Source organism: Roseateles sp., assembly GCF_036404855.1.
In the GTDB taxonomy this organism is placed as follows: Bacteria; Pseudomonadota; Gammaproteobacteria; order Burkholderiales; family Burkholderiaceae_C; genus Pelomonas.
On the sequence record NZ_DASWYS010000275.1, the window covers coordinates 1 to 26,041 of the forward strand.

Below are 26,041 nucleotides of genomic sequence, written 5' to 3' on the forward strand. Positions count from 1 at the left end.
ACCGGCACATTGGCCGGCGCACCGAGTTCGCATGCACTCAATCTCTGGGCGGATGACCAGAAGGTGGCGACCCTGGGCTACGAGCCCATGAACGACCGGTGGTCGCTGGACTACGACGCGGACTGGGTCGCGACGCCGGCGGCGTTCCCGCTATCGCCAGCGTTGCCGTTCAAGCCCCCTGCCGAAGGCTATGCCGCCGGTGCGGTGAAGCGCTTCGTGGAGAACCTGCTGCCCGAGGGCCGGGCGCTCGACATCACGGCCACGACCTACCGGGTGTCCAAGTCGAATATCTACGCGCTCATCAGCGCACTGGGGACCGAGACCACCGGGGCGTTCCGGTTCTGGCCCTCGGACGACGTGCCGCCCGCCGTCGCCGCCAAGCCGCCACGCGAAGTGACCCGAGAGGAACTGGACAAACGAATTGCCGAGCGTGATGAGCTTCCCCTGGCGGTCTGGGACGGCAAGGCCCGGATGTCCATCGCGGGCGTGCAGGACAAGTTGATGGTCTATCTGGATCGTCCGCTAGAAGACGGGGGGCGCATGTTCCTGGTCGAGCCACCCTTGGCATCGACACACATCCTCAAGCCGGACCCCGCGCGACAGGCAACGCCCCATTTGGTCATCAACGAACACTTTTGCATGTCGCTGGCTCGGCGCATGGCCCTGCCCGTCGCGGAAGTCAGCATCTATCGCACCCCGCGGCCGGTGCTCGTGGTGCGCCGATTCGACCGGGTTGTCGTGCAGCGTGCCGGGCAAGGACTGGGGCACGGCGCCAACGAGCCCACCGTGCAGCGCCTGCACATCATCGACGCCTGCCAGGCCTCGGACCTGCCCGAAAGCTTCAAGTACGAGCGCAATTTGGGAGTCGGAGAACATGTCCGCAATGTCCGCGAAGGCGTGAGCTTCGAAATGCTGTTCGAGCGCGTGGAGCAGACCGTGAACAAGGCCGTGGCAAGCATGACCCTGGTCAGGTGGGCTTTGTTCCAGTTCCTCATCGGCAACAGCGACGCCCATGGCAAGAACTTCTCGTTCTTCGTGCGACGCGAGGGTCTCGACCCAGCGCCTTGGTACGACCTGGTCAGTGTGGTGCAGTACCCGGACATCGACCAAGAGCTGGCAATGGCCTGGGGCGATGCCTTCTCGCTGGACGAGGTGGGGGCTTTCCAAGTGGCGGACTTTGCGCAGCGATGCGGAGTCGACAGAAAGCTGCTCAAACGCGAGGCCGCACGGCTGGCGAAACTGGTCATGCAATACGCGCCGGCGCAGGCCCTGGCAGACGACTATGTCGACGATGGTGAGCGTGCCTTCGCGGGTCAACTTCGTGATTTCGTGCTGGAACAGGCCGCCCGGCTGACCCAACTCGCCGGCGAAGCGGCCAACATAAAGCCCTGAATTTCTGCGACCGGGCAGCCCGCCGCATGCGCTCATGTGATCCCGTGACGCAGCGTGCGGCGCTCGTCCTCGGCGGACAAGACCTGGCCAATCCGTGCAGTTGGAGCCGCTTTGCTCAGCGGCGCACCAGCAATGGCGAGCGCCCAATCTTCTCGGGTTGGTCAGCCTTTGCCGGCATGGGGTCCAAGAACCCCGCTGCCGCGACGGATTCGTCCAGCGTCGGCAGGCTCCACGTCTTCTGAATGCGCAGGCTGTTCATGCCATCGTTCCAGGCATTGAGCATCCGCTTGCCGGTCTCATGAAACGACGGGTAGCGTTGTGCGGCCTCCACGACCTGGGGCGTCACCTTCACGATGGCTTCGCAGATGCGCTCGACGCGTTCCCGGGTCTGTGCCGGCATCACATTGCATCGGGTCTGCAGGAAACGCTCCAGCGCCTTGCCGGGCGCCCAAGTGCTGCGGCCTTCGACGGACATGCCGGGCGGGTTCTTCGCGTAGTCGTCGTAGACCGAGATGGTCAGCATGTCGTAGACAGGTGCCAACTCGATGTCATCGCGCGAGCTGTAGAGCAGGGCGATGCTCTTCGTATGGCAGTCGGCGTTGCGCAAGGCATAGGTCAGCAGCAGCAGGTTCGCAAGGTGTGACAAGGCGACGTTCTGCTGCTCGGGCTGCGGCGTGACATCCTTGATGCGGCCGACGACGCGCTCCCAGGTGGACTCGTACTTCTGCTCCGGACGCAGCGTGAGCAGGCTGCACAGGTCTTCCATGCCTTTGCGCGTCACGCCATCCGCTTCGAAGTCGAAGCGATGCACGACAAGCGCCTGGCCGTCGTCGGAGACCTCGGTGGTCGCCGTCGGGAAACCCGCCTGCCGCGACACCTCCATGCACAGATGTTCGTTCAGGGCCACGCCTGGCAGCCGGGCCGTTGTCCCCTTGACGATGTAGCGCTCGGTGGCCAAGGTTCCCTTGCCATGCTCACCCAGGCTGTTCGGCGAGAGGAACTTCGGCACGACACCGGACACGCCCGATACGGCGTGTCGACGCACCAGCTCGACAAACGCCTCTTCCGAGTTGTCGCCGCGCAGGATGCCGCTCATGTCGAAGGGCACGGGGGCCAGCATCGGGTCGGCACCGGGCGTCGCGACCTGGACCCGCCCGATGGCGTTGCGTCCGACGACGGACAGCAGATTCAGGGGCGAGGCGCCGACATGGGGGCCCAGCTGTTCTTGGAGGATGGACAGCAGGAAGCCCTCGGGCAGGTTCATGCGGAACAGCGGATGCAGCTCCGGATAGACGTAGGACTCGGTACGCACCGGCATCAGCAGCGAGACGAACTGTGCCGGCGCGACCTCCGGGTGGTAGCTCATCACATGCCGAAAACCGTCCGTTGACTCCAGCGTGGCAACGGGGCGGTTGTGGACATAGACATGCAGCTTCATCGCTCAGTGCTCCGCCACGGGGCGCCTGTCTCCTCGGAGGCCTGGACCTGCCGCTGACGCTCAGCCAGGGCATCGTCGAGGGTGAAGCTGCTGCTCTTGGGCGTGAACGACAGCTCGTGCCCAAGAACTTCGAGGAGTCGCAGCAGTTTGCGGGAGCCGAATTCCGCCACCCCACCGGTCTCGAAACGAGCCAGGGTCGACTGACCCAGGCCGCACATCGTGGCGAGCTGCTTCTGAGTCATTCCCCGCTCTTGCCGCAGCTGGGCCACGGCTCGACCGAGTGAGTAGAGACTGTCCATGTGCTGTATTTGCTATGTCAATGATGGGCTGCTGGGCCCTTCTCCCTGAGAAGGGAGGATTTTCACCTCAGGAACAATAGCAAATAAAGCAACTTCAAGAACGCCCTTACGGAGTGAAAGATGCTGTATTTGTCATCGACCAACACACTCAACCAAGAATGAATACTTCTTGAAATAGCAAATACGGCATCATCATGCCAATCACCCCAGGTTGACGCCACACCCTGGAACACCGAAGCCAATCCCCCTCGTCAAGCCGGACGGCTTGCTCGGCACTGAAGCCGCGCTCCTGCAGCCAGCCGGCGGCTATCGGAGCGCCTCGAGGGGCCTCCGGCCAAAGTTGGCGGCATAGAAAAGATGCGAAGTTCCCCATCCATGAGGAATTCGAGGCACTTTTCTATTCCAACTCCACCAGGCCCAGCGTGATATGCGCAGCAGCGCAGGATGCCCGGCGTCCACGAAGTCGATGATCCGCACCCGCTGGCTACATGTCATGGGCGCTGTCAGCGGGCCTGTCGACCGCGCCGTATCCCGGCCATGTCATCGCTCACAGGATCTAGGCGCGAAGGCTGTGCTGAACCTAAGCTTGAGCTTGGCCTCTAGGTCCACAATGCCAATTGCTGTCTTCTGGCGGCGGAGCATGGCGTGGCAGTTGGGGCAGACCGGACGCAAGTCCTCCTCCGGATTCAGCACGCAGGCTTCGCCAATGGTGTGAAGCGGCCGCCCATGATGGACGTGGATGAACCCGTCAGGCCCCCAGGCGCCACCGAACAGAGCACCCGGAAACGCAGAAGCCCATCACGATGGATGGGCTTCTGAGAGATATCTGGTGGCCAAGGGCGGAATCGAACCACCGACACGCGGATTTTCAATCCGCTGCTCTACCAACTGAGCTACTTGGCCTTTGTTCTGCTCACCGAACCAGCCGAGGCCGGTCAGCGAAGTCCGCCACTATAGCACAGCCACGCGCGTCAATCGCTAGCCGCCGCTGCCGCGCTTGTTGCGGCTCAGGTCCACGCCGAGCTGCTTGAGCTTGCGGTAGAGATGGGTGCGCTCCAGACCGGTCTTCTCGGCGACGCGGGTCATGGAGCCGTTCTCCTTGGCGAGGTGAAACTCGAAATAGCTCTTTTCGAAAGCATCTCGGGCTTCTCGCAGCGGGCGGTCGAGCTCGAAACTCTGCTCGGACGCCAGCGTGTTGCTGACCGGCAGGTGGCTGGACAGCGCCATACCGTGACTGGCCGCAACGGGCTGGTTGCCGGGTTCGGCGCGGGTGTAGCTGGGCAGGCCCACCACGGCCGGCGCAGGACGCGGCGGGGCGGTCTTGACCAGCGCCTGCTCGACGGCGCGCAACAGCTTTTGCAGCGTGATGGGCTTCTCGAGGAAGGCGATGGCACCGAACTTGGTGGCCTCCACCGCCGTGTCGATGGTGCCGTGGCCGCTCATCATGATGACAGGCATGGTCAGCAGCCCGGCGCCGCCCCACTCCTTCAGCAGCGTGACGCCATCGACGTCGGGCATCCAGATGTCGAGAAGCACGAGGTCGGGGCGCATGCGCTCGCGCGCCGCCCGCGCCTGGGTGGCGTTCTCGGCAAGCTCGATGGTGTGCCCCTCGTCGCTGAGGATTTCGGACAGCAGGGCACGAATGCCCAGCTCGTCGTCGACAACAAGAATGGTGGCCATGAATCCTTAGGTCTTGGCACCGTGCGCACCGGGCTCGGTGGCGGGTGTCAGGTTCGAAAATGATAGCGAAACTTGCGCACCGATCACGCGGTCGTCCTGTTCGCCGTCAGCGGGAGAACCCGCATCGGAAGCGGGATGCAGGTTGCGCAGCGAGATCCGGGCGCCGTGTTCGTCGGCGATTTTCTTGACGACGGCCAGGCCCAGACCGGTGCCTTTGGCCTTGGTCGTCACATAGGGCTCGAAGGCGCGCTTGAGCACCTTCTCGGCAAAACCGGGGCCGTTGTCGATGATGTGCAGGCGCACCGAGCGCGGCGCGCCGGTGTCGGTCACCGTCAGCGAAGAGCGCACCGTGACGTGGCCGTCGGGTCGGTCCTGCACGGCATCCAGCGCGTTTTGCACGAGGTTGTGAATGACCTGGCGCAACTGGCTGGCGTCGCCCTTGATGGCGGGCAATTGGGGGGCGAGGTCGGCCGAAAGGCGGCCCGCATCCTGCGGCTCGGCGTAGAGGCTGAGGACCTCGTGGATGAGGGCATTGAGGTCCAGCGGCGTGAGCTGGGCCGAGGGCAGTCGGGCGTAGTCGCGGAACTCGTTGACGAGCTGCTTCATGGCCTGCACCTGGTTGACGATGGTGGCCACCGAGCGCACCAGCATGGCCTGATCGGCACCTTCAAGCCGGGCCTCGAGCTTGTGCTGCAGCCGCTCGGCAGACAGCTGGATGGGCGTCAGCGGATTCTTGATCTCGTGCGCCAGGCGGCGTGCGACCTCGCTCCAGGCGGCCGAGCGCTGGGCGGACACAACCTCGGAGATGTCGTCGAAGACCACGAGGCGGGCGCCTTGCGGCAGCGACGCACCGCGCACCAGCAGCGTCAGCAGGTCCTGCTTGGGATCCAGCTGCAGCTCGAAGGACTCCTGCCAGAGCTCGCGGTCCAGACCGCGGTCGCCATCGGCGCTGAGGCTTTGCTCGAAGCGCTGGTCCAGCTTGGCGGCGAAGTCCGCCAGGCCCGGCACGTCGGCCAGGGGGCGATCGATATAAGCGGACAGCGGCAGGCGCAGGATGCGCGTCGCGCCGGGGTTGACGGTCTCGAGCCGGCCCGTCGCATCAAACACAAGAACGCCAGCGGTCAGGTTGTCGAGAATGGTCTGCAGGTGGGTGCGGGCAGCATCCAGTTCGGCGACGGTGCGCGTGATCTGCGCACGCGCGTCGGCCAGCTGGCCGGTCATGTCGGCGAAGGAGCGCGTCAGGCCGCCCAGCTCGTCGCGCGAGCCATGCACGGGACGCACGGAGAGGTCGCCCTGGGCCACGTGGCGCACGCCGTCGGCCAGCATCAGCAGCGGCCGCGCGAGCTGATTGCCCAGCGTGACGGCCAGCAGCAGCGCCGCGAAGGTGGCCAGGATCAGCACCAGCGTCAGCGTGCCCAGGTACATGCGGCGCAGGCCGACGCGCTCCAGCGAGCGCTGCTGGTACTCGGCATTGGCCGTCTGCACGGCGAGCGCATTCGTCAGCATGCTGGGCGGGATGCGCTGGATGACCATCAAGTAGCGCTCGCCCAGGCCCAGGCGCAGCTCGGTGTTGGGCAGCAGGGCCAGCGTGCGGATCTGGGCGCCCCCCTGCAGCGCCGTGGCCTCGTCCTCCAGACCTTCGAGCTGGCTGGCCGGCGCGCCGCCGCGCGCCCGGGCCAGCATGCTGTCGCTGGGCCGGTCGGGCGTGAGCTGGCGCGTGTCGCCACCGCTCTCCAGCAGGATCTGCCCCTTGCCACCGACGATGGCGATGGTGCGGGCGCCGAGCTTGTCGCGCAGGCGCTCCAGCATGAGCAGCTGGGGCGTGCTGCTTTCGGCGAGCTGGTCGGCGGCGTCGCGGGTCTTGGTGCCCAGGTCGCTCACCATGCCGTCCAGCGTGCCGCGGCCAAGGTTGAGGCCGGCCTCCAGCGCGCTGGCAAGCTTGACGTCGAACCAGGTCTCGATGCTGCGGTTCACGAACTGGTAGGAGACGGCGTAGATCAGCACGCCCGGCACGATGCCGACCAGGGCGAAGATGGCCGCCAGCTTGAGCAGCAGCCGGCTGCCGAAACGGCCGCGGCGTACCCGCACGACGAGGCGCACGGCGGCCGTCAGGATGACCAGGGTCAGTACCGCGGCGACGACCACGTTGACCCAGTACAGCCAGTGGTAGTGGCGTTCGAAGAAGCCGCGCTCGTTCGTCGCGCCGATGGAAAGCAGGAAGGCCAGCACACCGGCCACGCCCGTGAGGGTCACCCCGGTGATGACCCAGCCCCAACGCGCGGCCTTACTCATCGGAGGGTGAAGTCGGCGCCGAAGTTGTGCCTGCGCTCGACACTGAGCGCGAAGCCGGACTGCAGGCCACCAATCTGCATCAGCCGCGGCAGTTGGTTGACGTCGAGCTTGTAGCTGAACTCCAGGTAGTACCCCCCGCCGTCCTCGATGTCCTTGGGCTCGGCGATGCGCCAGCCGCTCTGGCCACGCAGCACGGTCAGGGCCTCGTCCAGCGTCGCAAAGCTCTGGTGCAGGCCGCCCGTGGAAACGCGGTACTGGCGCGTCAGCGAATTCCAGGTGAGTCGCCAGGTGCGTTCGGCGCGCGCCACACGGGCGTCGCGCCAGTACCAGCGGCTGCGCAGCAGGTTGGCCTCGGCGACGAAATACAGCGCCACGTCCTTGTGCAGTGCGTCCACCGCGGCGCGGCTGAGCTCGAAGCGGGTCGTGAAGCTCAGCTCCAGCCCGTCGTCGGCCTTTCGCGTCGTCAGTTGGGTCAGCTCGACGCCATCGGCCCGCACCGCGCCCGGAAGTAGGGCAAGCAGCGCGGCGAAGCAGGCGGCGATGACGATTCGGGCGAACAACTCAGGGGTGGGTCAACAGGGCGTAGAAAAAGCCGTCGAGCGGCGGCGAAGTCTGGACGGCATTGTCGACCAGGGGGAGCAGGTGACCCGTGAACCCGGGCACGACGTGGGACTTCGCGCCGGGCCGGCGTTGCAAAAACGCGTCGAGCTGGGCCTGGCCTTCGGCACGGAAGACCGAACAGGTCGCATAGACCAGGCGCCCGCCGGGCGCCAGCAGCGGCCACAACGCGTCCAGCAGCTCGGCCTGGATGCGGGCCAGGGCGGTGATGTCGTCGGGCCGGCGCAGCCAGCGCACGTCGGGATGGCGGCGCACGATGCCGGAGGCACTGCAGGGGGCGTCGAGCAGGATGGCATCGAAGGGCTGGCCATCCCACCACGCAGCGGTCTGGCGCGCGTCGGCGGCCTTGAGCGTCGCCTGCTGGCCCAGGCGGTTGAGGTTGTCCTGCACACGGGTCAGCCGCTGGGCGTCGGCATCCAGCGCGGTCAGCTGCAGGTCGGGCTGGAGCTCAAGCAGGTGGGCCGTCTTGCCGCCAGGCGCGGCGCAGGCGTCCAGCACGCGGGCGCCAGGTTTCAGGCCAGCGCCCACGAGCAGCGGCGCGGCGAGCTGAGCAGCTGCGTCCTGCACAGAGACCAGGCCTTCGGCGAATCCCGGCAGGACCGAGACGGGCACGGGCTTGTCCAGCATGATGGCCTGGGGCGTGGGCGCACCGAGAGCCCGGGCGGAGATGCCCTGGCCAGCCAGGCGCGCCACGTACTCGGCCGCCGTCGTGCGCTGGGCGTGCACGCGCAGCGTCATGGGCGGCGGGCGGTTGCTGGCCGCGAGGATGGCCTGCCACTGCGTGGGCCAGTCCTGGCGCAGCTTTTCTATCCACCAGGCCGGATGATTGAAGGCGCCCACGGGGCTGTGTCCGGCGGCGGCCACGAGCGTGTCGCGCTCGCGCAGAAAGCGGCGCAGCACGGCGTTGACGAAGGCGGCACTGGCCGGTGCGCGGGTCTTGGCGGCGTTGACGGCCTGATCCACGAGCGTGTGGTCGGCATAGGCGGGCTCAGGGTCGGGCCAGAGCAGGGCCAGCGCGACGAGGAGCAGCGCGTCCACCCGCGGCGGCGGCGCCTTGGGCGCGAGCTGCTGGCGCACGGCCTCGGCGCCGCCCAGGCGGCGCAGCGCCGTGAAGGCCAACGCCTGCGTGCCCGGACGCAAGTCGGCCGGCACGCGGGCCAGCAGGTCGGTCAGCGAGCGGCCCTCGCGCACGCCCTGCACGGCATCGGCGGCCTGCGACAGCAGCCGGTGCAGCGCAGGGGATTGGGGGCTTTGAGTCATGCCGCCAGTGTAGAAGTCACCTTTGCCCAGACAATCCGCGCCCATGAACGCCCCCGCCCAAGACGCCCCGCCGGATCAGCCGGTCTCCGAGCGCATCCGTTTCCGCCTCGTGTCGGCAGGCTGCCGCCACCACGCCAACGACAACATCGCCGCGTTCATTGAGCCCGGCGAGCTGGACGCGCTGCAAGACGAGGTGCAGGCCAGGATGCAAGAGGTGCTGAAGGCCCTGGTCATCGACACCGACAGCGACCACAACACCCAGGAGACGGCCAAGCGCGTCGCCAAGATGTTCGTCCGCGAGGTCTTCGCCGGCCGCTACGCCGAGGCGCCCGCGGTCACCGAATTCCCCAACGTCAGCCGCCTCAACGAGCTGATGATCGTCGGCCCGATCACCGTGCGCAGCGCCTGCTCCCACCACCTCTGCCCCATCCTCGGCCGGGTGTGGATAGGCATCATGCCCAACGAGCACTCCAACCTGATCGGCCTGTCCAAGTACGTGCGCCTGACCGACTGGGTCATGAACCGCCCGCAGATCCAGGAAGAGGCCGTCATCATGCTGGCCAACGAGCTGGAGACCCGGGTACAGCCCGACGGCCTGGCCGTCGTCATGGAGGCCGACCACTTCTGCATGCACTGGCGCGGTGTGAAGGACAACCAGGCCGCGATGACCAACAGCGTCATGCGCGGCGCGTTCCTGACCGACGCCAATTTGCGCCGCGAGTTCCTGGCGCTGATGCCGAAGAAAGTCTGAGCTCAGCGCCTGACGGGCGGCCGCACGGCCCCACCGCCGAGGCCTACAGCGACCGGGCCTCGCTGAAGCCGTACAGGTTTGCCAGCACCCGCGTCGGGAACTGGTGCAGCGCCTCGTTGTACTGAGCCACCGCCTGGTTGAAGACCTGGCGGGTAAAAGCGCGCTGGCGTTCGATGAGCTTGAGCTCGCTGATGAGACCATCGATCTCGGTCTCGCTGCGCAGTTCGGCCTGGTGGTCCAGCAGCGACAGCAGCCGCGTCAGCGCCGCGGCATGCAGGGCGCTGGCGACGGCCAGGCTGCCCACCGGGTCGGGCGCCCAGGGCTTGGCGCGCGCAGCCTGCATGGCAGCCTGGGATTCGGCCTGCGCGCTGGCCAGTGCGTCGAAGGTGGCCTGCTCGCTGGGCAGGCGCGGCGCTACGGCGGCCAACAACTTGTCGCAGGCCTCGCTGCGCTCCTTCAGATGCGAGCCCAGCTGCACGAAAGCGTCGCCGATGGCGTTGCGCAGCGACATCAGGCGGTTGTAGGCGCCCACACCCCAGAAGAACAGCGCCGCCGCCGCCGCGACGCCCACCCACTGCCACGGCGTCATGTCGCGGCCCTGTACTGCTCGTAGCCGCGCGCGCGCAGCGCGCAGGCCGGGCAGTGGCCGCAGCCATGGCCCCAGGCGTGCAGCGCGCCGCGCTCGCCGAGGTAGCAGGTGTGCGTCTCTTCGACGATGAGCTTCACCAGTGCTGCGCCGCCGAGCGACTCGGCCAGGCGCCAGGTGGCCGCCTTGTCGATGAACATCAGCGGCGTCTCCAGCGTCATGGGTGCATCCAGGCCCAGGCTCAGCGCAACCTGCAGCGCCTTCATCGTGTTGTCGCGGCAGTCCGGGTAGCCGGAGAAATCGGTCTCGCACATGCCGCCGACCAACACCGACGCGCCGCGCCGGTAGGCCAGCGTGGCCGCGAAGGTCAGGAACAGCAGGTTGCGGCCGGGCACGAAGGTGTTGGGCAGCCCGTTCGCCTGGAGCTCGATGGCACGCTCGCTCGTCAGGGCGGTGTCGCTGATCTGGCCGAGCAGCGACAGGTCCAGCAGGTGATCGGCGCCGAGCCTGCCTGCCCAGGCGGGGAACTGGCGGGCGATCTCGGTGCGCACGGCATTGCGGCAATCCAGCTCGATGCGATGGCGCTGACCATAGTCGAAGGCCAGCGTCTCGACCTCGGCATAGCGGTCCAGGGCCCAGCCGAGGCAGGTGGAGGAGTCCTGCCCCCCGGAGAAAAGCACCAGGGCTTTGCGGTTGTCGGTCATGGGCGGGATGCTAACGGGGGCCCGCAACAGGGGGCCTGCCATCCCGGCTGACGACCCAGGTCCTGGCCGTGGGGAGGATCTCGCCGTCGTAGCCGCCCGCAATCAGCAATGCCCCGCCGGGCAGCGGCGTGGCGGTGCTGAAGGCCAGCGCGCCGCCCGTGAACCCTCGAGCCTTCGCGAAGGCCGCCGCCCCGGGCGTCCACACTTCGACGTCGTCGGCGTCGCCCGCCACCACCACGTCGCCGTCCGCGGTCAACGCGGCCGCGGAGACGATCTTGTAACGCGGGTTCTGCAAGGTCGGCCCCGGCGTGAACACCCCGGTGCGGGGGTCAAAGATCTCCGTCTGTGCAAGGCGCCGCTGCTCGTTGCAGTCGGGCGAACCCGCGATCACCATCACCCGCTCGTCGCGCAGCAACAGCGCCGCATGCTTGCAGCGTGGCATCTGCATGGCGCCGGTGGCCGAGAACGTCCGGGTCCGCGGGTCGTAGATTTCAGCCGAGGCGGTGGCGCGCCCCCGCGCCACCAGGCCCCCCATGACGAGGACACGGCCATCAGCCAGGCGTACCGCCGCGTGATGGGCGCGTGCCACGCGCAGGGCACCGACGGCCGTGAACCGGTTCTGCTCGAAGACCTCCGCGCGCGCCAGCGGCCGGTTGGTATCCGCGGCCCCGCCGGCGATCAGGGCCGAGCCGTCGGACAAGAGCGTCAGTGTGGCGTCCATGCGGGCCCCGCCCATGTCCCCCAGGGCCGCGAAGCGATGTGTCCGTGGATCGAAGACTTCGGCGGACGCCGTGGTGGCGTCCCCCGTCCAGCCGCCCGCGACCAGCACCCGACCGTCGCCAAGGCGGACCGCCGCATGGGCCACGCGGGCTACTTGCATCGGGCCCACGGCCGCCGGCCGGCCGGTGCGGCCATCGATCAGTTCGGCAGACCGCTCAGCCGGCGTGCAGCTGGCGCCGCTGCAGCCCCCCGTCACCAGCACCTGCCCCCCGTCCAGCAGCGTGGCCTGGTGGGCAGCCCGCGGCACCGACAGCACCGGGCCTGCCTCGACGCGCCAGGGCGGCGCCAGCAGCAAGGGTGCCGCCATCGCGGACACCGCCGCCAGGACCAGGCCGGGGCCTGGGAGCATGAGAAGTTTCATGAGAACTCCCGCCGTGCGAACCACCGGCGGATCCTAGCCCCCTCCCCCAGACCCGCCCGGCCCGCCCGGCGCGCCCACGGCGGGTGCTAGCCTACCGCCCTGTTGCATGGACCCCAGGAAAGGCAGCATGACCTCCATCCCTTCCGTTTGGCTGATGACAGCCAGCCTGCTGGCCACGGCGGCCCAGGCCCAGACGCCGTCGCGCATCGACGAAGTGCTCGTCTACCCCGGCGGCGCCCAGGTGACGCGGCTGACCACCGTGGCCGCGGGTGCGCGCGAGCTGGTGCTGAACTGCCTGTCGGCGCGCTTCGACCCCGACTCGCTGCAGATCGACGCACCGGCCGGCGTCAACCTCGGCCCGGTACAGCTGGAGACGCTGCCGCGCGAGCGCGCCCCGGAATGCGGCACCGGTCCGGTGGACGAGCAGGTCCGCAAGCTGGAAGGCCAGCGCGACCTGCTCAACGCCGAGTCCAGCGCCCTGGACACCAGCCTCGGCTACCTGAAGGCACTGGGCTCGGGCGAGGCCCGTGCCACGCCGGCCGCCGGCATCGCCGCCACCGCCGACAGCATTCGCAGGACGGCCCAGGACGCGCTGCTGCGCCAGGCCCAGATCCGCCGCCAGCTGGAAGACCTGGACAAGCAGATTGCGCCGCTGCAGGGCGAGCGCGAGCGCCTTGCCAGTGCCAACCCGCAGTGGCGCAGCCTGCGCCTGCGCCTGTCCACGGCGCGCGAGGCCGAGCTGAAGCTGAGCTACCGCGTGACCCAGGCCGGCTGGGCGCCCAGCTACCGCGCGCTGCTCGACACGGCCGGCAGCGCCGTGAGCCTGGAGCGGCTGGCCCAGGTGTCGCAGCAAAGCGGCGAGGACTGGAAGAACGTCAAGCTCCGGCTGTCCACGGCGCAGGTGACGCCTCGCGTGGGCGTCGGCCTGCCACGGCCCTGGCAGCTGGACCTCTACCGGCCGCAGCCGCAGCCCGAGATGCGCGCCCTGCCGGCACCCGCGCCGATGGCCGCCACGCTGGCACAGAACATCACCGTGACGGGGGCCCGCATCGCCGCCGAACCCGAGCTCGAGCGCTTTGACCTCAGTGTCTTCCAGGGCAGCTACGCCACCGAGTTCGTCCTGCCGCTGCGCGTCAACATCGACAGCGGCACGCAGCGCGCCGCCCTGAGCCTCGGGCAGGAGAAGCTGCAGGCCAGGGTGCTGGCCCGCGTGCAGCCGCAGAGCGAGGCGGCCGCCTACCTGGTCGCCGACGTGGCCCGGCCCGCCGGCTCGTGGCCGCGCGGCCCACTGCAGTTGGTGCGCGACGGCGCACTGGTGGGCAGCAGCACGCTCAACGTCACCACCGGCGAAGACCGCCTGGAACTGCCCTTCGGCCGCGACGAGGCGCTGCGCGTGCAGATCGAGCCCGAGCAGCGCAACGCGGCCAACACCGGCTTCATCGGCGCGCGGGCGGAGCACCGCTACGGACGCGGCTATGTCGTCGAGAACCGGCACATGGCGGGGGCGGTCACGCTGCAGCTCGTCGAGGCCGCGCCGGTGGCCCAGCACGAGGACATCAAGGTGCAGAGCCAGTTCAACCCGGCGCCCACGACGCAGGCCTGGCGCAAGCAGCCGGGCCTGGTGCTGTGGGAGCTGGCACTGCCGGCGGGACAGAGCCAACGGTTCACCGCGGACCACGTCATCAGTGCGCCGAAGGACGCCACGCTGACGGGCTTGCGCTGAGCGAGGGGGCCTCAGCCGCCCGCCGGGCGGGAGGCTGCCTGAGGCGGGCGCGGCGGCGCGTTGGCGTTGTCCATGTCCGACACGATGAGCCAGCGGCCATCGACGCCCCGGCGCAGCACCAGGGTGAACTTGCCGAAATCGGGCTGGGTCGGCGACGCGCCCCAGCCGCCGATCACGTAGGCCAGCTCGCCCGACTCGCCGAATGCAAACGGCCGCAGGTGCAGCGGCATGCCGGCCCCTTGCGAGTAGGCCTTGCGGATGCGCTCCGCTCCGCGGGCCGGTGGCTGCCCGCTGGGCAGCGCCATGCCCTCCGCCGCAAACAGCTTGGACAGCGCCTCTGGGTCATTGGCTTCCCAGGCTCGCGCGTAATCCTTCAGCACGCGGTCCACGTCGGCCGGCAACGGGACCGTCGGCTGCGTTTGGGCCACCGCCCCCGCGGCGACGGTGGCGAGCGCAAGGGCGAGAAGGGCATGCTTCATGGTTGGCAGGGCGGGTGAGGTTCAGGAGCCGGAACCATCATCACCGATTCGCGAACGCCGACGCCGTGCCAGGCGTCATGCCGCTCAGCCCCTGACCTCGCCCTGCCCCAGCACCACCCACTTCATCGACGTCAACCCTTCCAAGCCCACCGGGCCGCGGGCATGGAACTTGTCGGTGGAGATGCCGATCTCGGCGCCCAGCCCGTACTCGAAGCCGTCGGCGAAGCGCGTGCTGGCGTTGATCATCACGCTGGCCGAATCGACCTCGCGCAGGAAGCGCATCGCATTCGGATGATTCGTCGTCAGGATCGCATCCGTGTGGTGCGAGCCATAGCGGTTGATGTGGGCGATGGCTTCGTCCAGCGAGTCCACCACCTTGATGCTGATGATGGGCGCGAGGTACTCGGTGGACCAGTCCTCCTCGCTTGCCGGCACGGCCGCCGGCAGCAGCGCGCAAGTGCGGCCGCAGCCGCGCATCTCCACGCCCTTGGCGCAGAAGACCTCGGCGATACGCGGCAGAAAGGCCCGGGCCTGGGCCGCATGGACCAGCAGCGACTCGGTCGCGTTGCAGGGGCTGTACTTCTGAGTCTTGGCGTTGTCGACGACCTTCACCGCCTGGTCCAGGTCCACGAACTCGTCGACATAGCTGTGGCAGTTGCCGTCCAGGTGCTTGATGACGGGCACCTTGGCCTCGGCGCTGATGCGCTCGATCAGGCCCTTGCCGCCGCGCGGGATGATGACGTCCACCCATCGCGGCGACGCAATCAGCAGGCCCACGGCAGCGCGATCGGTCGTGTTGACCAGTTGCACGGCCGCGCGCGGCAGGCCGGCCTCTTCCAGGGACGCCGCCACCAGCTCGGCCAGCGCGAGGTTGGAGTGCAGGGCCTCGGAACCACCCCGCAAGATGCAGGCATTGCCGCTCTTGATGGCCAGCGATGCGGCCTCGATGGTCACGTTGGGACGGCTCTCGTAGATCATGCCGAACACCCCCAGCGGCACGCGCATCTGGCCGACGCTGATGCCAGTGGGGCGGCGCTTCACGCCGGTGATCTCGCCGATGGGATCGGGCATGGCGGCGATCTGCTCGCAGCCTTCGGCGACCGTCGCCAGGATCTTGGCATCCAGCTTGAGGCGGTCGCGCAGCGGGCCGCTCAGTTCGGCAGCACGCTCCAGGTCGCGCGCATTGGCCTCGGCGAGGGCCGGGCCAGCCTCGCGCAGGCGGCGGGCCAGGGCCAGCAGCGCGGTGTTCTTGGCAGCCGTCGAGGCGGCGGCCATGGCAGTGGAGGCGGCGCGGGCGGCGCGGCCGAGGTCGTCCATGTAGGCGGTCAGGCTCATGACCGCCATTTTCTCCCGGCCCCCTTGACCTAGAGCTTCGTGAGGTCGGGCCCGCCCTCCGTGCCGAACCAAGCCTTGCTCAACGCCTGGCGAGCGGTGCGCTCGGCCGCCGTGTCGCCGCGCTTGCGGTAGACCTCGGCCAGCGCCGCCAGCGCCCAGCCGTTGTTGCGCACGCGCGCGAGGGACTCGCGCAAGGCCTTCTCAGCCTCGTCCAGGCGGCCCTGGCGCAGGCGCACGGCACCCAGGGACTGGCGCACCGGGTAGTACCAGTAGGCGGGCTCGGTGTAGGCCAGGCCCTCCTCGATGACGACGGCCTGCTCCAGCGCGGCGGCGGCGGCGCTGAGGTCGCCCTGGGCATCGGCGAGCCGGGCGCTGGCGACGAGGCGGGCTGTCTGCGTGATGGCCTTGGCGGGAATGCCCCAGGCGTCAAAGGGCGTGAAGTCGGCGCTGCCTTCCAGAGCCGTGATGGCCTCGATCTCGTGCCGGGCCGCGGCCACGTCGTGGCGCGCCGCCTGGGCCAGGGCACGCGCGTAGTGATACATGACGCGCACCAGCACGAGGTCGTCCGCAGGCGCGGGCAACTTCAGGATGACGTCGGGCGGGCTGAACTGCGCATGCGTCGTGTAGGGCGCGGCCTTGACAGGCTGCATGATGGGATAGGCCTTGACGACGTCGTTGGCCATGGACGCGTCGAGCTTGGACGCGGCCTCGATGGCCGTGCGCCCGGCCCCGCCCATCTGGGCCGACACCATCAGGAAGTGGATGTTGTGCGGGTAGTAGGCCGAGCGGTAGAGCGGATCGGAGGGCGAGCGCTTGAAGTAGGCCTCGTCCACGGCGATGGCCGCACGGTTGGACTCCAGCGCCTCCCGGTACAGGCCCACGCGGTAATAGATGTGCGAGGGCATGTGGACGATGTGGCCGGCGCCGGGCATCTGCGCGGCCAGGCGGCGGGCGGGCGCCAGGGCCCGCTCGGGCGTCGTCGACGCCTCGACGGCGTGGATGTAGAGGTGGATGGCGCCGGCATGGCTGGGGTTGCGCTTGAGTACCGTCTCCAGTGCGGCCACGATGTCGGCGGTGCGCCCCTTGGGACGCGCGCCGGCGGCCTCCCAGTAGTCCCAGGGCTGGGTGTCCATGGCAGCCTCGGCGTGCAGCACCTGCATCAGGTCCTCGCCCGGAAAGCGGGCCGCCACGTCCTTCATCGCGTCCGCGTAGGCGGCGTCCAGCGCGCCCCGGTCGGCGGGCGCGTCGGCGGCATAGCGCGTCTGGAGCGCCTCGACGAGGGCGCGCTCGCGCGGCGGGAGCTTGTCCTTCAGCGCAACGGCGCGCTGCAGCGCGGCCCAGGCCGGCGCCTGGGCCTCGGGCGGCATGGGCGCATTGATGTTTGGGCCCAGCACCAGGGCCTCACCCCAGAAGCACAGGCCGCAGCCTGGGTCGAGCTTGTGCGCGGCCTGGAAGGCGCGCTGGGCCTCGGCATGGTTGAACGCGAAGCTCAGGCGCAGGCCCTGGTCGAAATAGGCCTGTACCTTGGGCGAGGCATGAGCGAGCTTGAAGCTCATGCGGCCCAGGTCCTTGTAGACCGGCACATCGCCCGGTGCGGCCTTCATGGGCGCGGGCTGGAACGGCGCCGTCTCCGTCTTGGGCACGGCCGCGAGCAGGGCCTGCAAGAGCACCGGCCGCCCGGCCGCCTGTGGGCGGCAGACCCCGCCGGCGCTGCTCAGCAGCGGGTCGAAGGCAGCGGCCTGATCGGCGCTGCCGCCCAGCGCCACGAGACCCACGGCGGCCAGGGCCTGCAAAAGACGAGAGGCGGATCGATGGCGAGCAAGCATGCGTCCTCCAGGCCCGGCGGGGGCCGAATTGACATGCTCGCACCGGCCGTGCCGGGGCGCAATCGGGCTGTATCAGGGTTGGGGGTGGCCTTCGGTGTCGCGCAGCTCGGCCTTGCGGCCGATGGCCTGGAGCTGTGGAAGGACCTTGGCCTTGTCGCCCACGGCCACGACGATGAGCTGGGCCGGGTCGAGATGGTCGCGCGCCGCCTTCAGCGCCGCGGCGGCGGTGACGGCGGCCAGCTGGCCCGGCTCCTCGGCGATGGCCCCCAGCGGGCGACCGACGGCCCAGTTGGCGGCATAGGCGCCGACGACAGCTTGGTTGGTGTCGAAGGCTCCCGGCAGCGACAGCAGGCGGGCATTGCGCACCCGCGTCAGCTCGGCCTCCCCCATGGGCTTGGCACGCATGGCGGCGATCTCCTTCCACAGGTCGGTCAGGGCCGCGCCCGTCACGTCCGTGCGCACACTGCCGCGGATGCCGAACTGGCCGCGCTCGCGGCCCATGGCGTAGCCCGAGAAGATGCCGTAGGTGTATCCCTTGACCTCGCGCAGCTGGTGGTTGATGCGCGACGTGAACAGCCCGCCCAGGGCCGCGTTCATGACCTCGACGGGCGCCCAGTCCGGCGCCGCCGCGAACGGCCCTGGCGCCACCACCGCCAGCGCCGTCTGCGGTGCGCCGGGCTTGTCGACGACGATGGTGCGCGCGGCCACGGGCCTGGCCGCCGGCAGGGGCGTGGCAGGCGCCGCCTCGCCGACGGGCTTCCAGGCGCCGAACAGCGGCTCGACGAGGGCGCGCAGCTCGGCCTCGCTCAGGTCGCCGGCGACGACGAGCGCGGCACGCTCGGGTCGGTAGTGGCCTTGCCAGAAGCTGCGCAGCGCGGCTGCGTCGGTGGCCTTGATGCTGGCCTCGGTCCCCAGCGCGTTGGCGGCCAGCGGATGGCCCTCGCCGTAGGCGACGCGGTTGCCCACGGCATTGGCCAGCAGTGCGGGCTGTTCGCGCACCTGTGCCAGCGCGGCCAGGCGCTGCGCCTGCTGGCGATCAATCTCGGGGGCCGCGAACGCCGGATTCAGCACCACGTCGGCCAGCAGCGCCAGGCCGTCCTTGGCGCTGGCTTTCAGTCCGGAGAACTCGACGCGGGCCTCTTCGCTGCCGGCCTGGGCCGTCAGCGTGGCACCCAGGGCTGCGGCCGCTTCGGCAATCTGCTGGGCGCTGCGCGTCGTCGTGCCCTCGGGGAGCATGGCCGCGGTGAAGCCGGCGAGGCCGGGCCGGTCTGCCGGGTTGGCACCCTGGCCGGCGCGCAGCACCAGGCTGGCACTGACCAGCGGCAGCCCCGGCTTGGGGGAATGGATGACGGTCAACCCGTTGGCCAGCGTGAAGGCCTGCGCGGCGGGCAGCACCAGCGGCTTGGCACGCGCGGCGGCGGGGGGCTTGTTGCGCCAGGACTCCGCGGCGTTCAGCGACTCGCGCTCGCCCTTCGCCGCCTTCGTCGGCATGGGCGGCGTGGGCACCTCGGGCGGCAGCACCTGCTCGCCCGGCAGTGCCTGGACGACGACGCGGTGGTCCTTCTGCAACCAGCGCGTCACCGTGGCGCTGACGGCGGCCGGCGCCATCGTGCGGTAGCGCGCCAGGTCCTGCCCGACGAAGCCGGGGTCGCCGGCCATCTGGTTGTAGTGGTTGACGAGGTCCGCCAGCGTCGTGACCTTCTCCATCCGCTGCAGCAGCTGCGTCTCGATGGTGGCGCGGGCCTGCGCGAGCTCGCCGGCGCTGGGCGGCGTCGTCGCGAGCCGGGCAATCTCGGCATCGGTGAGCTTCTCGATCTCGTCCAGCGAGGCGCCCGGGCGGGCGACGATCTCGATGCCGAATACCGAACTCAGGGACTGCGAGTCCTGCGACACCTGCACACTCTGCGCCAGCTGCCTGTCCCGCACCAGCAGGCCGTACAGGCGGCTGGCCTTGCCACCGCCGAGCACGTGGGCAGCAACATCCAGCTCGGCGTCACCGGCGGCGAACATGGCCGGCGTGTGCCAGGCGAGGTTGAGACGGCTCAGCTCGATGCGGTCCGTGACGACGAGGCGGCGCTCCTTCGTGATCTCGGGCGTCGCGACATGCACCTCGGGTGGCTTTGGGCCGGCCTTCAGCGTGCCGAAGTACTTCTGCACCAGCGCGCGGGCCTGCTTGGGATCGAAGTCGCCGGCCAGCACCAGCGTGGCGTTGTTGGGCCGGTAGTAGGTGCGGGCGAAGTCCTTCACGTCCTTGAGCTGGATGCGCTGGATGTCGGCATGCGAACCGATGACGGCGGCACGGTAGGGGTGGCCCTCGGGATACAGCGCCTGGTAGAGCGCCTCTTCGACGATCCCGTAGGGCCGGTTCTCGAAACTCTGGCGACGCTCGTTGCGAACCACGTCCTGCTGGTTGGCCAGCGCGACGGAATCGACCTCGTCGATCATCCAGCCCAGCATGTCGGCCTTCAGCCACAGGCCCAGCGCCAGCTGGTTGGACGGCAACGTGAAGAAGTAGTTGGTGCGGTCGAAGTTGGTGGAGCCGTTGCTGTCGGTGCCGCCGGCGGCGTCGACGAACTTGTCGAACTCGCCGCGCGGGACGTGACGGCTGCCGGCGAACATCAGGTGCTCGAACAGATGGGCGAAGCCGGTCTGGCCCTTGGCCTCGTTGCGCGGTCCGGCATGCACCCAGAGGTTGAAGGCGACCAGCGGCAGGCGGTGGTCCTCGACCAGGATGACCTCGAAGCCGTTGGCCAGCGTGAACTTCTCCTGGCGCACGGCGAGCTGACCGGCCTCGGTGCTGACGGCGCCGAGCGGGGCCGCGCCCACGGGCGGCGCGGCTGAAAGTGCGCCGGCCAGGGCCAGCAGCGCAACGAGACGGCGGGGGGCGGGAACATTCATTCGGATGGATCCTCGAAGAGCCAGGAGGGCATTGGGCCGCTGACCTCGCGCGGCGCAGAAGTGCCGGGAGTCACCACGGAGAAACCCAGGCCAGCAGCGCCAGCCACAGCGGCGCCGTGGCGACATAAAGCACCGTGGACAGCACGGTGGCCGCCGTGACCTCGGCCTCCAGCGTTCGGTAGCGCTGGGCGAAGATCAGCGCGTTGGAGCCGGTCGGCAGCGCGGCCAACATGACGATGACGGCCAGCGGCAGGCCCTGCAGCCCCAGGCCCCAGTGCGCGATGCAGAAGACGACGGCGGGAAACAGCAGCAGCTTGGCCGACACCAGGCCTGACAGGCCGCGCCAGGACTTGGGCCAGCCGTAGTAGGCCAGCGACATGCCGATCAGCGTCAGGCACAGCGGCACGACGGCGGTGCCGAGGTTCTGCAGCACCTCGTCGAGCACCGCGGGCAGGGCCCAGCCGGTCGCATTCCAGGCCAGGCCGGCCAGCACCGGCAGCACGACGGGATGGATGACGGTGTTGCGCACCGTCTGCCGCAGCGTTGCGCCAAAGCTGCGCGAGCCGCGTTCGCGGGCCACGTCGAGCTCCACCAGGCTGGTGAGCAGGGTCAGGATGGTCAGCGAATGCAGGCTGACGACGGCGATGTGGATGGCCAGGCCCTGCTCGCCGAACACGCCGGCCGCCACCGGCACACCCACCTGCAGCGTGTTGCCGAAGCCGGCCGTGATGGCCTTGACGCTGGGGGCCGTCACGGCCTCGCCGGGCTTGCGGCGCCACCGCTCGAACAGGTAGATCAGCGTGACGACGGCCAGCACCGGCACGAAGAAGGCGAACAGGAACGCCCAGGGCAGCGTCGACGTGTCCAGACGCGCCGTGGTGCGGAACAGCAGGGCCGGCACGAAGATGTAGAAGGCCGCGTTGGCCAGCACGCGGGCAGGGTCGCCCTCTTCACCCGGCTGGCTGCCCGCCTTGCCGCCTCCCAGCCAGCGCATGCGGCCGACGATCCAGCCTATGGCCACGGCCACCAGAATGGCCAGCAGCTTGAAGGCGATCGCCCAGGTCATAGGTTCAGGCCAGTGGCAGCCTCAGCTCGAACTCGAAGCGGCTGCCCTGTCCGGCCGCGCTCTGCACGAGGATCTGGCTGCCCATCAAGCGCACGAGCTGCTGGCTGATGGACAGGCCCAGGCCGGTGCCGCCCAGGTGGCGGGACGCGTCGGACACCTGCTCGAAAGCCTGGAAGAGACGCGCCTGCCGGGCCGGCGTCATGCCGATGCCGCTGTCGACCACCGAGAAACGCAGTCGCACATGCGCGTGCTCCTGCTCCACGACACGGGCCGAGAGCTGGACGCGGCCGCTGTCCGTGAACTTGACGGCGTTGGACAGCAGGTTGAGCAGCACCTGGCGCAGGCGCTGGCCGTCCACCATGACCAGGTGAGGCAGTCGGGCGTCAACGTCCAGACCAAAGGCGAGGTGCTTTTGCTCGGCGCGCAGGCGCACGCTGTCGCTGGCCATGTCGAGCAGGGCGCGCAGGTCGACGGCGGTAGGCTTGAGGCTGACCTTGCCGGCCTCGATGCTGGCCATGTCCAGCACGTCGTTGATGAGCTCCAGCAGGTGCAGGCCGGAGTCGCGCATCAGCTGCAGCTTCGCTTGCTGGCCTGGCGGGGTGGCCGCGTCCATCTGCATCAGCTGCGTGAAGCCGAGGATGGCATTCAGCGGCGTGCGGAACTCGTGGCTCATCGTCGCCAAGAATCGGCCCTTGGCCTGGTTGGCGGCCTCGGCACGGAGCTTGGCCTCGCTGAGCTCGGCGGTGCGCTCGCCAACAAGCTCCTCCAGATGTTCGCGGTGGCGGGCCAACTCGGCATCGGCCAGCCGGCGCTGCGAGATGTCGCTGACCATGCCTTCGATGCGTCGCTGGCCTCCGGCACCGTCAGCCTCGACCCAGTGCGCGCTCAGCTCCACCCAAAGCGGCCGGCCGTCGGCGCCTCGCAGCTGCAGCTGGACCTGCTGGACCTTGCCCTGCTCGTTCATGACGGCGGCCACGCGCTGCATCTCGTCGCGGGCGATGCCGGTCAGCTCGCGCAGCCGCTGCCCGACGGGATTGCGCGAGCCCAGGCCCAGCATCTGAGTCAGGGCGCGGTTCATCCCGAGCACGCGGCTCTGGGCGTCGGCCTGGAAGATGCCTTCGGTGGCGTTCTCGAACAGGCTGCGGTAGCGCGCCTCGCTGGCGCGCAGGCCTTCGGAGCTGAGCTGCACTTGGTCGGCGGCGCCGCGCAGCTTTAGGCTCATCGCGTTGAAGCGCATCGTCAGCTCGCCAATCTCGTCGGCGCGCTCGACAGTCGCTTGCGCACCGAGGTCGCCCTTGGCCACACGCTGGGCCAGGGCGCCCAGCTTCTGCACGGGCCGGCGCACCAGCCAGTGCACCAGCAGCGAGCTGGCGACGACGATGCCGACGACGACGACGGCCAGCAGCTCGACGACGAAAAGCCGCGTGCGCCGGATCTGCTCGTCGACGAGCTCGCGCGAGAAGACGAGGACCGCTGAGGCGACCTGGGTGCCGGCGACGTCCGCGGCGGGCTGGTAGGTGACGGCGAACTCGCGCCGCAGCAGCCCGCCGGCCGGCAGCTCGGCGCCGCGCCTGGCCAGGCCGCCACGCAGGCCCAGGCCCTTGAGCTCGATGGCTTGCACCTCCGGGTCGGCCATGACGGCGTCCAGCAGGTTCTCGATGGCGACGTGGTCGAGATTCCAGATCGGGCCGGCGAAGCCGCGCTCGATGAGACCGGCCATGCGCGCCTCGCGCTGGCTCAGCCCGGCCATCAGCTCGGTCTCCTCGTGCGTCGTCCAGTACCAGCCGACCGCCAGCACCAGCAGGCTCGCGACCAGCGCAATGCCGGCCGTCAGGCGTGTCTGTATCCCGATGTTGATCGGCGTCAACGCCATCCCCTGCCCTCCCCCTTTGGCCAGTTCAGGCCCATGCGGCGAGCATAAGGCCGCCCCGTCAGGCCTTGGCGGCCGTCTTCTTGGCCGCAGCCTTCTTGGCCGGCGGTGCCTTGGCAGCGCGCGGTTCGAACTCGAACACGACCTTGCCTTCCTTCTTGTCAAAGGCCAGGAAGGCCTTGAACTTGCGCCGCGTCTTGTTGGAGACGAAGTTCTCCAGCAGGTCGGTCTTGCCTTCCAACAGCAGCTTGTGCACCTGGGTAGGCTCAATGGGCTGGGTCAGGATGACCTTGCCGGTCTTGAAATCGCAGGTCACGTGCGCGCCCACCGAGTGCTCGCAGACGTAGTTGGCCCCGTGTTCGTAGACGTGGCCCTTGCACTTGGGGCAGGCGCCCAGCGAGGCCTGGCCGGAGAAGTCCACCGGTTCGCCGTCGTTCTCGGCCTTCTTGGCGTCCTCGCCGAAGTCGAACTCCAGCTTCCAGTTCTGGATCTCCTCGTCAAAGACCAGTGCAAGCTCGGCCGTGAAGGGCCAGCCCGCCTTGGAGCGGAAGCCTTCCAGCGGGCCGATCTTCTTGTCGCGCAGGAAGGCCTCCACCTCGTGCAACTCGAAGCTGCGGCCGCCCGGAATCTTGCCGATGGAGAAGCCACAGGCGTCGTCGCCGGTGCCGCTCTTGCCATTGCAGGTGAAGCGGCGGTAGTTCTCCTTCACGATCCCGCCGCACTTGGGGCAGGGGGTCTTCAGCGTCGCGTAGTCGCCGGGGATGGTGTCGCGGTCGTAGCCCTTGGCCTTGGCGACCATCTTCTCGGTCATGGCCGCGATCTCGGCCATGAACTGCTCGCGCTTCAGGCGCCCCTTCTCCATCTCGGAGAGCTTGAATTCCCAGTCGCCGGTCAGCTCGGGCTTGGTCAGGTCTTCCACGTCCAGGCCACGCAGCAGCGTCATCAGCTGGAACGCCTTGGCCGTCGGGATCAGCTCGCGGCCCTCCCGCAGCATGTACTTCTCGCTGATCAGGCCTTCGATGGTGGCGGCGCGAGTGGCCGGCGTGCCCAGGCCCTTCTCGGCCATGGCCTCGCGCAACTCGTCGTCCTCCACCAGCTTGCCGGCGCCTTCCATGGCGGACAGCAGCGTGGCTTCGGTGTAGCGGGCCGGCGGCTTGGTCTGCAGGGCCTTCACGTCGACGCTCTCGGTGCGCACGACCTCGTTGGGTTGCACCGGGACGAGGTTGGCGTCCTCGTCGTCCACGTCCTTGCCGTAGACGGCCAGCCAGCCCGGCTTCACGAGCACCTTGCCGTTGGTCTGGAAATGGTGCTTGTTGTCGATCTTGCTGATGCGCGTCGTGACCAGGAATTCGGCCGGCGGGAAGAACACCGCCAGGAAGCGCTTGACGACCATGTCGTAGAGCTTGGCCTCCACCTCGGTCAGCGCCTTGGGCGCCTGCAACGTCGGGATGATGGCAAAGTGGTCCGAAACCTTGGCGTTGTCGAAGACCTTCTTGGTGGGCTTGATGTAGCCCTCCTTGAGCGACTTGGCGGCATGCTCCGACAACGCGGCCAGCGGCCCCGGCAGGTCTTCCGTCGCCAGCATCTTGGCGGTGTCCTTGGCCACGGCCAGGTAGTCCTCGGGCAGGAAGCGCGAGTCCGTCCGAGGATAGGTCAGCACCTTGTGCTTTTCGTACAGCGCCTGGGCGATGGACAGCGTCGTCTTGGCCGAGAAGCCGAAGCGCGAGTTGGCTTCGCGCTGCAGCGTCGTCAGGTCGTACAGCGCACCGCAGCTCGTGGTGCTGGGCTTGCTTTCCTCGGTCACATGGGCGGGCTTGCCCAGCACCGCCTTGGCGATCTCGTCGGCCTCGGCTTGCGTCCAGAGGCGGTCGGCGCGGCGCTCGGCGTCGTCGTTCTTCTTCCAGGCGGGGTCAAACCATTTGCCTTCGTACTGGCCGGCCTGGGCGTCGAAATTGGCGCGCAGCTCCCAATAGTCGCGGGCAACGTGCTTGCGGATCTTCTCTTCACGCTCCACGACGATGGACAGCGTGGGCGTCTGCACGCGTCCCACGGTGGTCAGGAAGAAGCCGCCGTCGCGCGAGTTGAAGGCCGTCATGGCCCGCGTGCCGTTGATGCCCACCAGCCAGTCGGCCTCGGAGCGGCAGCGCGCGGCGTCGGCCAGCGGCAGCATCTGGGCGTCGCTGCGCAGCTTCTCGAAGCCCTCGCGGATGGCTGCCGGCGTCATGGACTGCAGCCACAGGCGCTGGATGGGCTTGTTCAGCTTGCCCTTGGCCGGCTGCGCGTACTGCTCGATCAGCCGGAAGATCAACTCGCCCTCGCGACCCGCGTCGCAGGCGTTGATCAGTGCCGTCACGTCCTTGCGGCGGATCAGCTTGCTCAGCGCGTTGAGCCGGCCCTTGTTCTTGTCGATGGGGTTGAGGTCGAAATGCGGCGGGATGACGGGCAGGTTGGCGAAGCTCCACTTGCCGCGCTTGACGTCGAATTCCTCCGGCGCCGCGATCTCCACCAGGTGGCCCACGGCCGAGCTGACGACGTACTGCTCGTTCTCGAAATGGTCGTCGTGCTTGTCGAACTTGCCCGCCACTGGGGTCAGCGCGCGGACGATGTCCTGCGCAACGGAGGGCTTCTCGGCAATGATCAGAGTCTTGCTCATCAGGTCGTGTCTCTCGGTCTTCCCTAAAGC

19 protein-coding genes and 1 tRNA gene are annotated in these 26,041 nt (G+C 68.9%); 3 read left to right on the forward strand and 17 right to left on the reverse strand.

Going from position 1 to position 26,041, the window contains the following annotated elements; translation table 11 throughout:
* The first annotated feature begins 9 nt into the window (after positions 1 to 9).
* Positions 10 to 1,392: a HipA domain-containing protein gene (locus VGF12_RS18050; RefSeq protein WP_414710137.1), complete on the forward strand. Its 1,383-nt coding sequence runs from the start codon at positions 10 to 12 to the stop codon at positions 1,390 to 1,392.
* Between the two features lie 115 nt (positions 1,393 to 1,507).
* Here VGF12_RS18050 and VGF12_RS18055 read toward each other — a convergent pair whose 3' ends face one another.
* The 7 genes from VGF12_RS18055 to rsmB form a co-directional block, all read right to left on the reverse strand.
* Positions 1,508 to 2,830, reverse strand: a complete 1,323-nt coding sequence (locus VGF12_RS18055; protein WP_331177432.1) for a type II toxin-antitoxin system HipA family toxin — start codon at positions 2,828 to 2,830, stop codon at positions 1,508 to 1,510.
* Positions 2,827 to 3,129, reverse strand: a complete 303-nt coding sequence (locus VGF12_RS18060) for a helix-turn-helix transcriptional regulator (RefSeq protein ID WP_331177433.1) — start codon at positions 3,127 to 3,129, stop codon at positions 2,827 to 2,829. The genes VGF12_RS18055 and VGF12_RS18060 overlap by 4 nt, the downstream gene beginning before the upstream one ends.
* An 827-nt stretch (positions 3,130 to 3,956) precedes the next feature.
* Positions 3,957 to 4,032: transfer RNA gene (locus VGF12_RS18065), tRNA-Phe, on the reverse strand.
* A 75-nt stretch (positions 4,033 to 4,107) separates the two neighbouring features.
* Positions 4,108 to 4,809, reverse strand: coding sequence for a response regulator (locus VGF12_RS18070; RefSeq protein ID WP_331177434.1), 702 nt, complete (start codon positions 4,807 to 4,809; stop codon positions 4,108 to 4,110).
* 6 nt (positions 4,810 to 4,815) lie between these two features.
* Positions 4,816 to 7,101: a sensor histidine kinase gene (locus VGF12_RS18075; RefSeq protein WP_331177435.1), complete on the reverse strand. Its 2,286-nt coding sequence runs from the start codon at positions 7,099 to 7,101 to the stop codon at positions 4,816 to 4,818.
* Positions 7,098 to 7,661 carry a DUF4390 domain-containing protein gene (locus VGF12_RS18080; protein ID WP_331177436.1) on the reverse strand — a complete coding sequence of 188 codons (564 nt, stop codon included), beginning with the start codon at positions 7,659 to 7,661 and terminating at the stop codon, positions 7,098 to 7,100. The genes VGF12_RS18075 and VGF12_RS18080 overlap by 4 nt, the downstream gene beginning before the upstream one ends.
* Position 7,662: 1 nt before the next feature.
* Entirely contained in the window at positions 7,663 to 8,979 is a 1,317-nt protein-coding gene (gene rsmB, locus VGF12_RS18085) for a 16S rRNA (cytosine(967)-C(5))-methyltransferase RsmB (protein ID WP_331177437.1), read from the reverse strand.
* Between the two features lie 43 nt (positions 8,980 to 9,022).
* Between rsmB and folE the strand changes: the two genes are divergently transcribed.
* Positions 9,023 to 9,730 carry a GTP cyclohydrolase I gene (folE, locus tag VGF12_RS18090; RefSeq protein ID WP_331177438.1) on the forward strand — a complete coding sequence of 236 codons (708 nt, stop codon included), beginning with the start codon at positions 9,023 to 9,025 and terminating at the stop codon, positions 9,728 to 9,730.
* Between the two features lie 43 nt (positions 9,731 to 9,773).
* On the opposite strand, the gene VGF12_RS18095 is transcribed toward folE, so the two are convergent.
* The 3 genes from VGF12_RS18095 to VGF12_RS18105 are packed head-to-tail and all read right to left on the reverse strand — an operon-like array spanning position 9,774 to position 12,161.
* Positions 9,774 to 10,319, reverse strand: a complete 546-nt coding sequence (locus VGF12_RS18095) for a LemA family protein (RefSeq protein ID WP_331177439.1) — start codon at positions 10,317 to 10,319, stop codon at positions 9,774 to 9,776.
* On the reverse strand, positions 10,316 to 11,020 hold the full coding sequence (gene queC / locus VGF12_RS18100) for a 7-cyano-7-deazaguanine synthase QueC (protein ID WP_331177440.1): 705 nt from the start codon (positions 11,018 to 11,020) through the stop codon (positions 10,316 to 10,318). Before queC ends, VGF12_RS18095 begins: the two co-directional genes overlap by 4 nt.
* A gap of 10 nt (positions 11,021 to 11,030) precedes the next feature.
* On the reverse strand, positions 11,031 to 12,161 hold the full coding sequence (locus VGF12_RS18105; RefSeq protein WP_331177441.1) for a Kelch repeat-containing protein: 1,131 nt from the start codon (positions 12,159 to 12,161) through the stop codon (positions 11,031 to 11,033).
* Between the two features lie 127 nt (positions 12,162 to 12,288).
* On the opposite strand from VGF12_RS18105, the gene VGF12_RS18110 reads away from it, so the two are divergent.
* Positions 12,289 to 13,884: a DUF4139 domain-containing protein gene (locus VGF12_RS18110; RefSeq protein ID WP_331177442.1), complete on the forward strand. Its 1,596-nt coding sequence runs from the start codon at positions 12,289 to 12,291 to the stop codon at positions 13,882 to 13,884.
* 11 nt (positions 13,885 to 13,895) lie between these two features.
* On the opposite strand, the gene VGF12_RS18115 is transcribed toward VGF12_RS18110, so the two are convergent.
* From VGF12_RS18115 to VGF12_RS18145, 7 genes are all read right to left on the reverse strand, one after another.
* Entirely contained in the window at positions 13,896 to 14,363 is a 468-nt protein-coding gene (locus tag VGF12_RS18115; protein ID WP_331177443.1) for a YybH family protein, read from the reverse strand.
* Positions 14,364 to 14,447: 84 nt separating this feature from the next.
* Positions 14,448 to 15,698, reverse strand: a complete 1,251-nt coding sequence (locus VGF12_RS18120; RefSeq protein ID WP_414710136.1) for a glutamate-5-semialdehyde dehydrogenase — start codon at positions 15,696 to 15,698, stop codon at positions 14,448 to 14,450.
* A gap of 29 nt (positions 15,699 to 15,727) precedes the next feature.
* On the reverse strand, positions 15,728 to 17,524 hold the full coding sequence (locus VGF12_RS18125) for a tetratricopeptide repeat protein (RefSeq protein WP_331177445.1): 1,797 nt from the start codon (positions 17,522 to 17,524) through the stop codon (positions 15,728 to 15,730).
* 72 nt (positions 17,525 to 17,596) lie between these two features.
* Positions 17,597 to 20,422 (reverse strand): pitrilysin family protein, encoded by a 2,826-nt coding sequence (locus tag VGF12_RS18130; RefSeq protein ID WP_331177446.1) that lies wholly within the window; start codon positions 20,420 to 20,422, stop codon positions 17,597 to 17,599.
* 70 nt (positions 20,423 to 20,492) lie between these two features.
* Positions 20,493 to 21,488, reverse strand: a complete 996-nt coding sequence (locus VGF12_RS18135; protein WP_331177447.1) for an AEC family transporter — start codon at positions 21,486 to 21,488, stop codon at positions 20,493 to 20,495.
* 4 nt (positions 21,489 to 21,492) lie between these two features.
* Positions 21,493 to 23,361, reverse strand: a complete 1,869-nt coding sequence (locus VGF12_RS18140; RefSeq protein ID WP_331177448.1) for an ATP-binding protein — start codon at positions 23,359 to 23,361, stop codon at positions 21,493 to 21,495.
* Positions 23,362 to 23,419: 58 nt separating this feature from the next.
* Positions 23,420 to 26,011, reverse strand: a complete 2,592-nt coding sequence (locus VGF12_RS18145) for a DNA topoisomerase III (RefSeq protein ID WP_331177449.1) — start codon at positions 26,009 to 26,011, stop codon at positions 23,420 to 23,422.
* Positions 26,012 to 26,041 lie beyond the last annotated feature (30 nt).

What these genes read in the sequence shown, in the direction of transcription:
- VGF12_RS18060 (WP_331177433.1), bottom strand. Translation starts at nt 3,129, where the DNA reads ATGGACAGTCTCTACTCACTCGGTCGAGCCGTGGCCCAGCTGCGGCAA.
- folE (WP_331177438.1), top strand. Translation starts at nt 9,023, where the DNA reads ATGAACGCCCCCGCCCAAGACGCCCCGCCGGATCAGCCGGTCTCCGAG.
- VGF12_RS18135 (WP_331177447.1), bottom strand. Translation starts at nt 21,488, where the DNA reads ATGACCTGGGCGATCGCCTTCAAGCTGCTGGCCATTCTGGTGGCCGTG.
- VGF12_RS18070 (WP_331177434.1), bottom strand. Translation starts at nt 4,809, where the DNA reads ATGGCCACCATTCTTGTTGTCGACGACGAGCTGGGCATTCGTGCCCTG.
- rsmB (WP_331177437.1), bottom strand. Translation starts at nt 8,979, where the DNA reads ATGACTCAAAGCCCCCAATCCCCTGCGCTGCACCGGCTGCTGTCGCAG.
- queC (WP_331177440.1), bottom strand. Translation starts at nt 11,020, where the DNA reads ATGACCGACAACCGCAAAGCCCTGGTGCTTTTCTCCGGGGGGCAGGAC.
- VGF12_RS18110 (WP_331177442.1), top strand. Translation starts at nt 12,289, where the DNA reads ATGACCTCCATCCCTTCCGTTTGGCTGATGACAGCCAGCCTGCTGGCC.
- VGF12_RS18115 (WP_331177443.1), bottom strand. Translation starts at nt 14,363, where the DNA reads ATGAAGCATGCCCTTCTCGCCCTTGCGCTCGCCACCGTCGCCGCGGGG.
- VGF12_RS18075 (WP_331177435.1), bottom strand. Translation starts at nt 7,101, where the DNA reads ATGAGTAAGGCCGCGCGTTGGGGCTGGGTCATCACCGGGGTGACCCTC.
- VGF12_RS18120 (WP_414710136.1), bottom strand. Translation starts at nt 15,698, where the DNA reads ATGAGCCTGACCGCCTACATGGACGACCTCGGCCGCGCCGCCCGCGCC.
- VGF12_RS18145 (WP_331177449.1), bottom strand. Translation starts at nt 26,011, where the DNA reads ATGAGCAAGACTCTGATCATTGCCGAGAAGCCCTCCGTTGCGCAGGAC.
- VGF12_RS18055 (WP_331177432.1), bottom strand. Translation starts at nt 2,830, where the DNA reads ATGAAGCTGCATGTCTATGTCCACAACCGCCCCGTTGCCACGCTGGAG.
- VGF12_RS18105 (WP_331177441.1), bottom strand. Translation starts at nt 12,161, where the DNA reads ATGAAACTTCTCATGCTCCCAGGCCCCGGCCTGGTCCTGGCGGCGGTG.
- VGF12_RS18095 (WP_331177439.1), bottom strand. Translation starts at nt 10,319, where the DNA reads ATGACGCCGTGGCAGTGGGTGGGCGTCGCGGCGGCGGCGGCGCTGTTC.
- VGF12_RS18140 (WP_331177448.1), bottom strand. Translation starts at nt 23,361, where the DNA reads ATGGCGTTGACGCCGATCAACATCGGGATACAGACACGCCTGACGGCC.
- VGF12_RS18130 (WP_331177446.1), bottom strand. Translation starts at nt 20,422, where the DNA reads ATGAATGTTCCCGCCCCCCGCCGTCTCGTTGCGCTGCTGGCCCTGGCC.
- VGF12_RS18125 (WP_331177445.1), bottom strand. Translation starts at nt 17,524, where the DNA reads ATGCTTGCTCGCCATCGATCCGCCTCTCGTCTTTTGCAGGCCCTGGCC.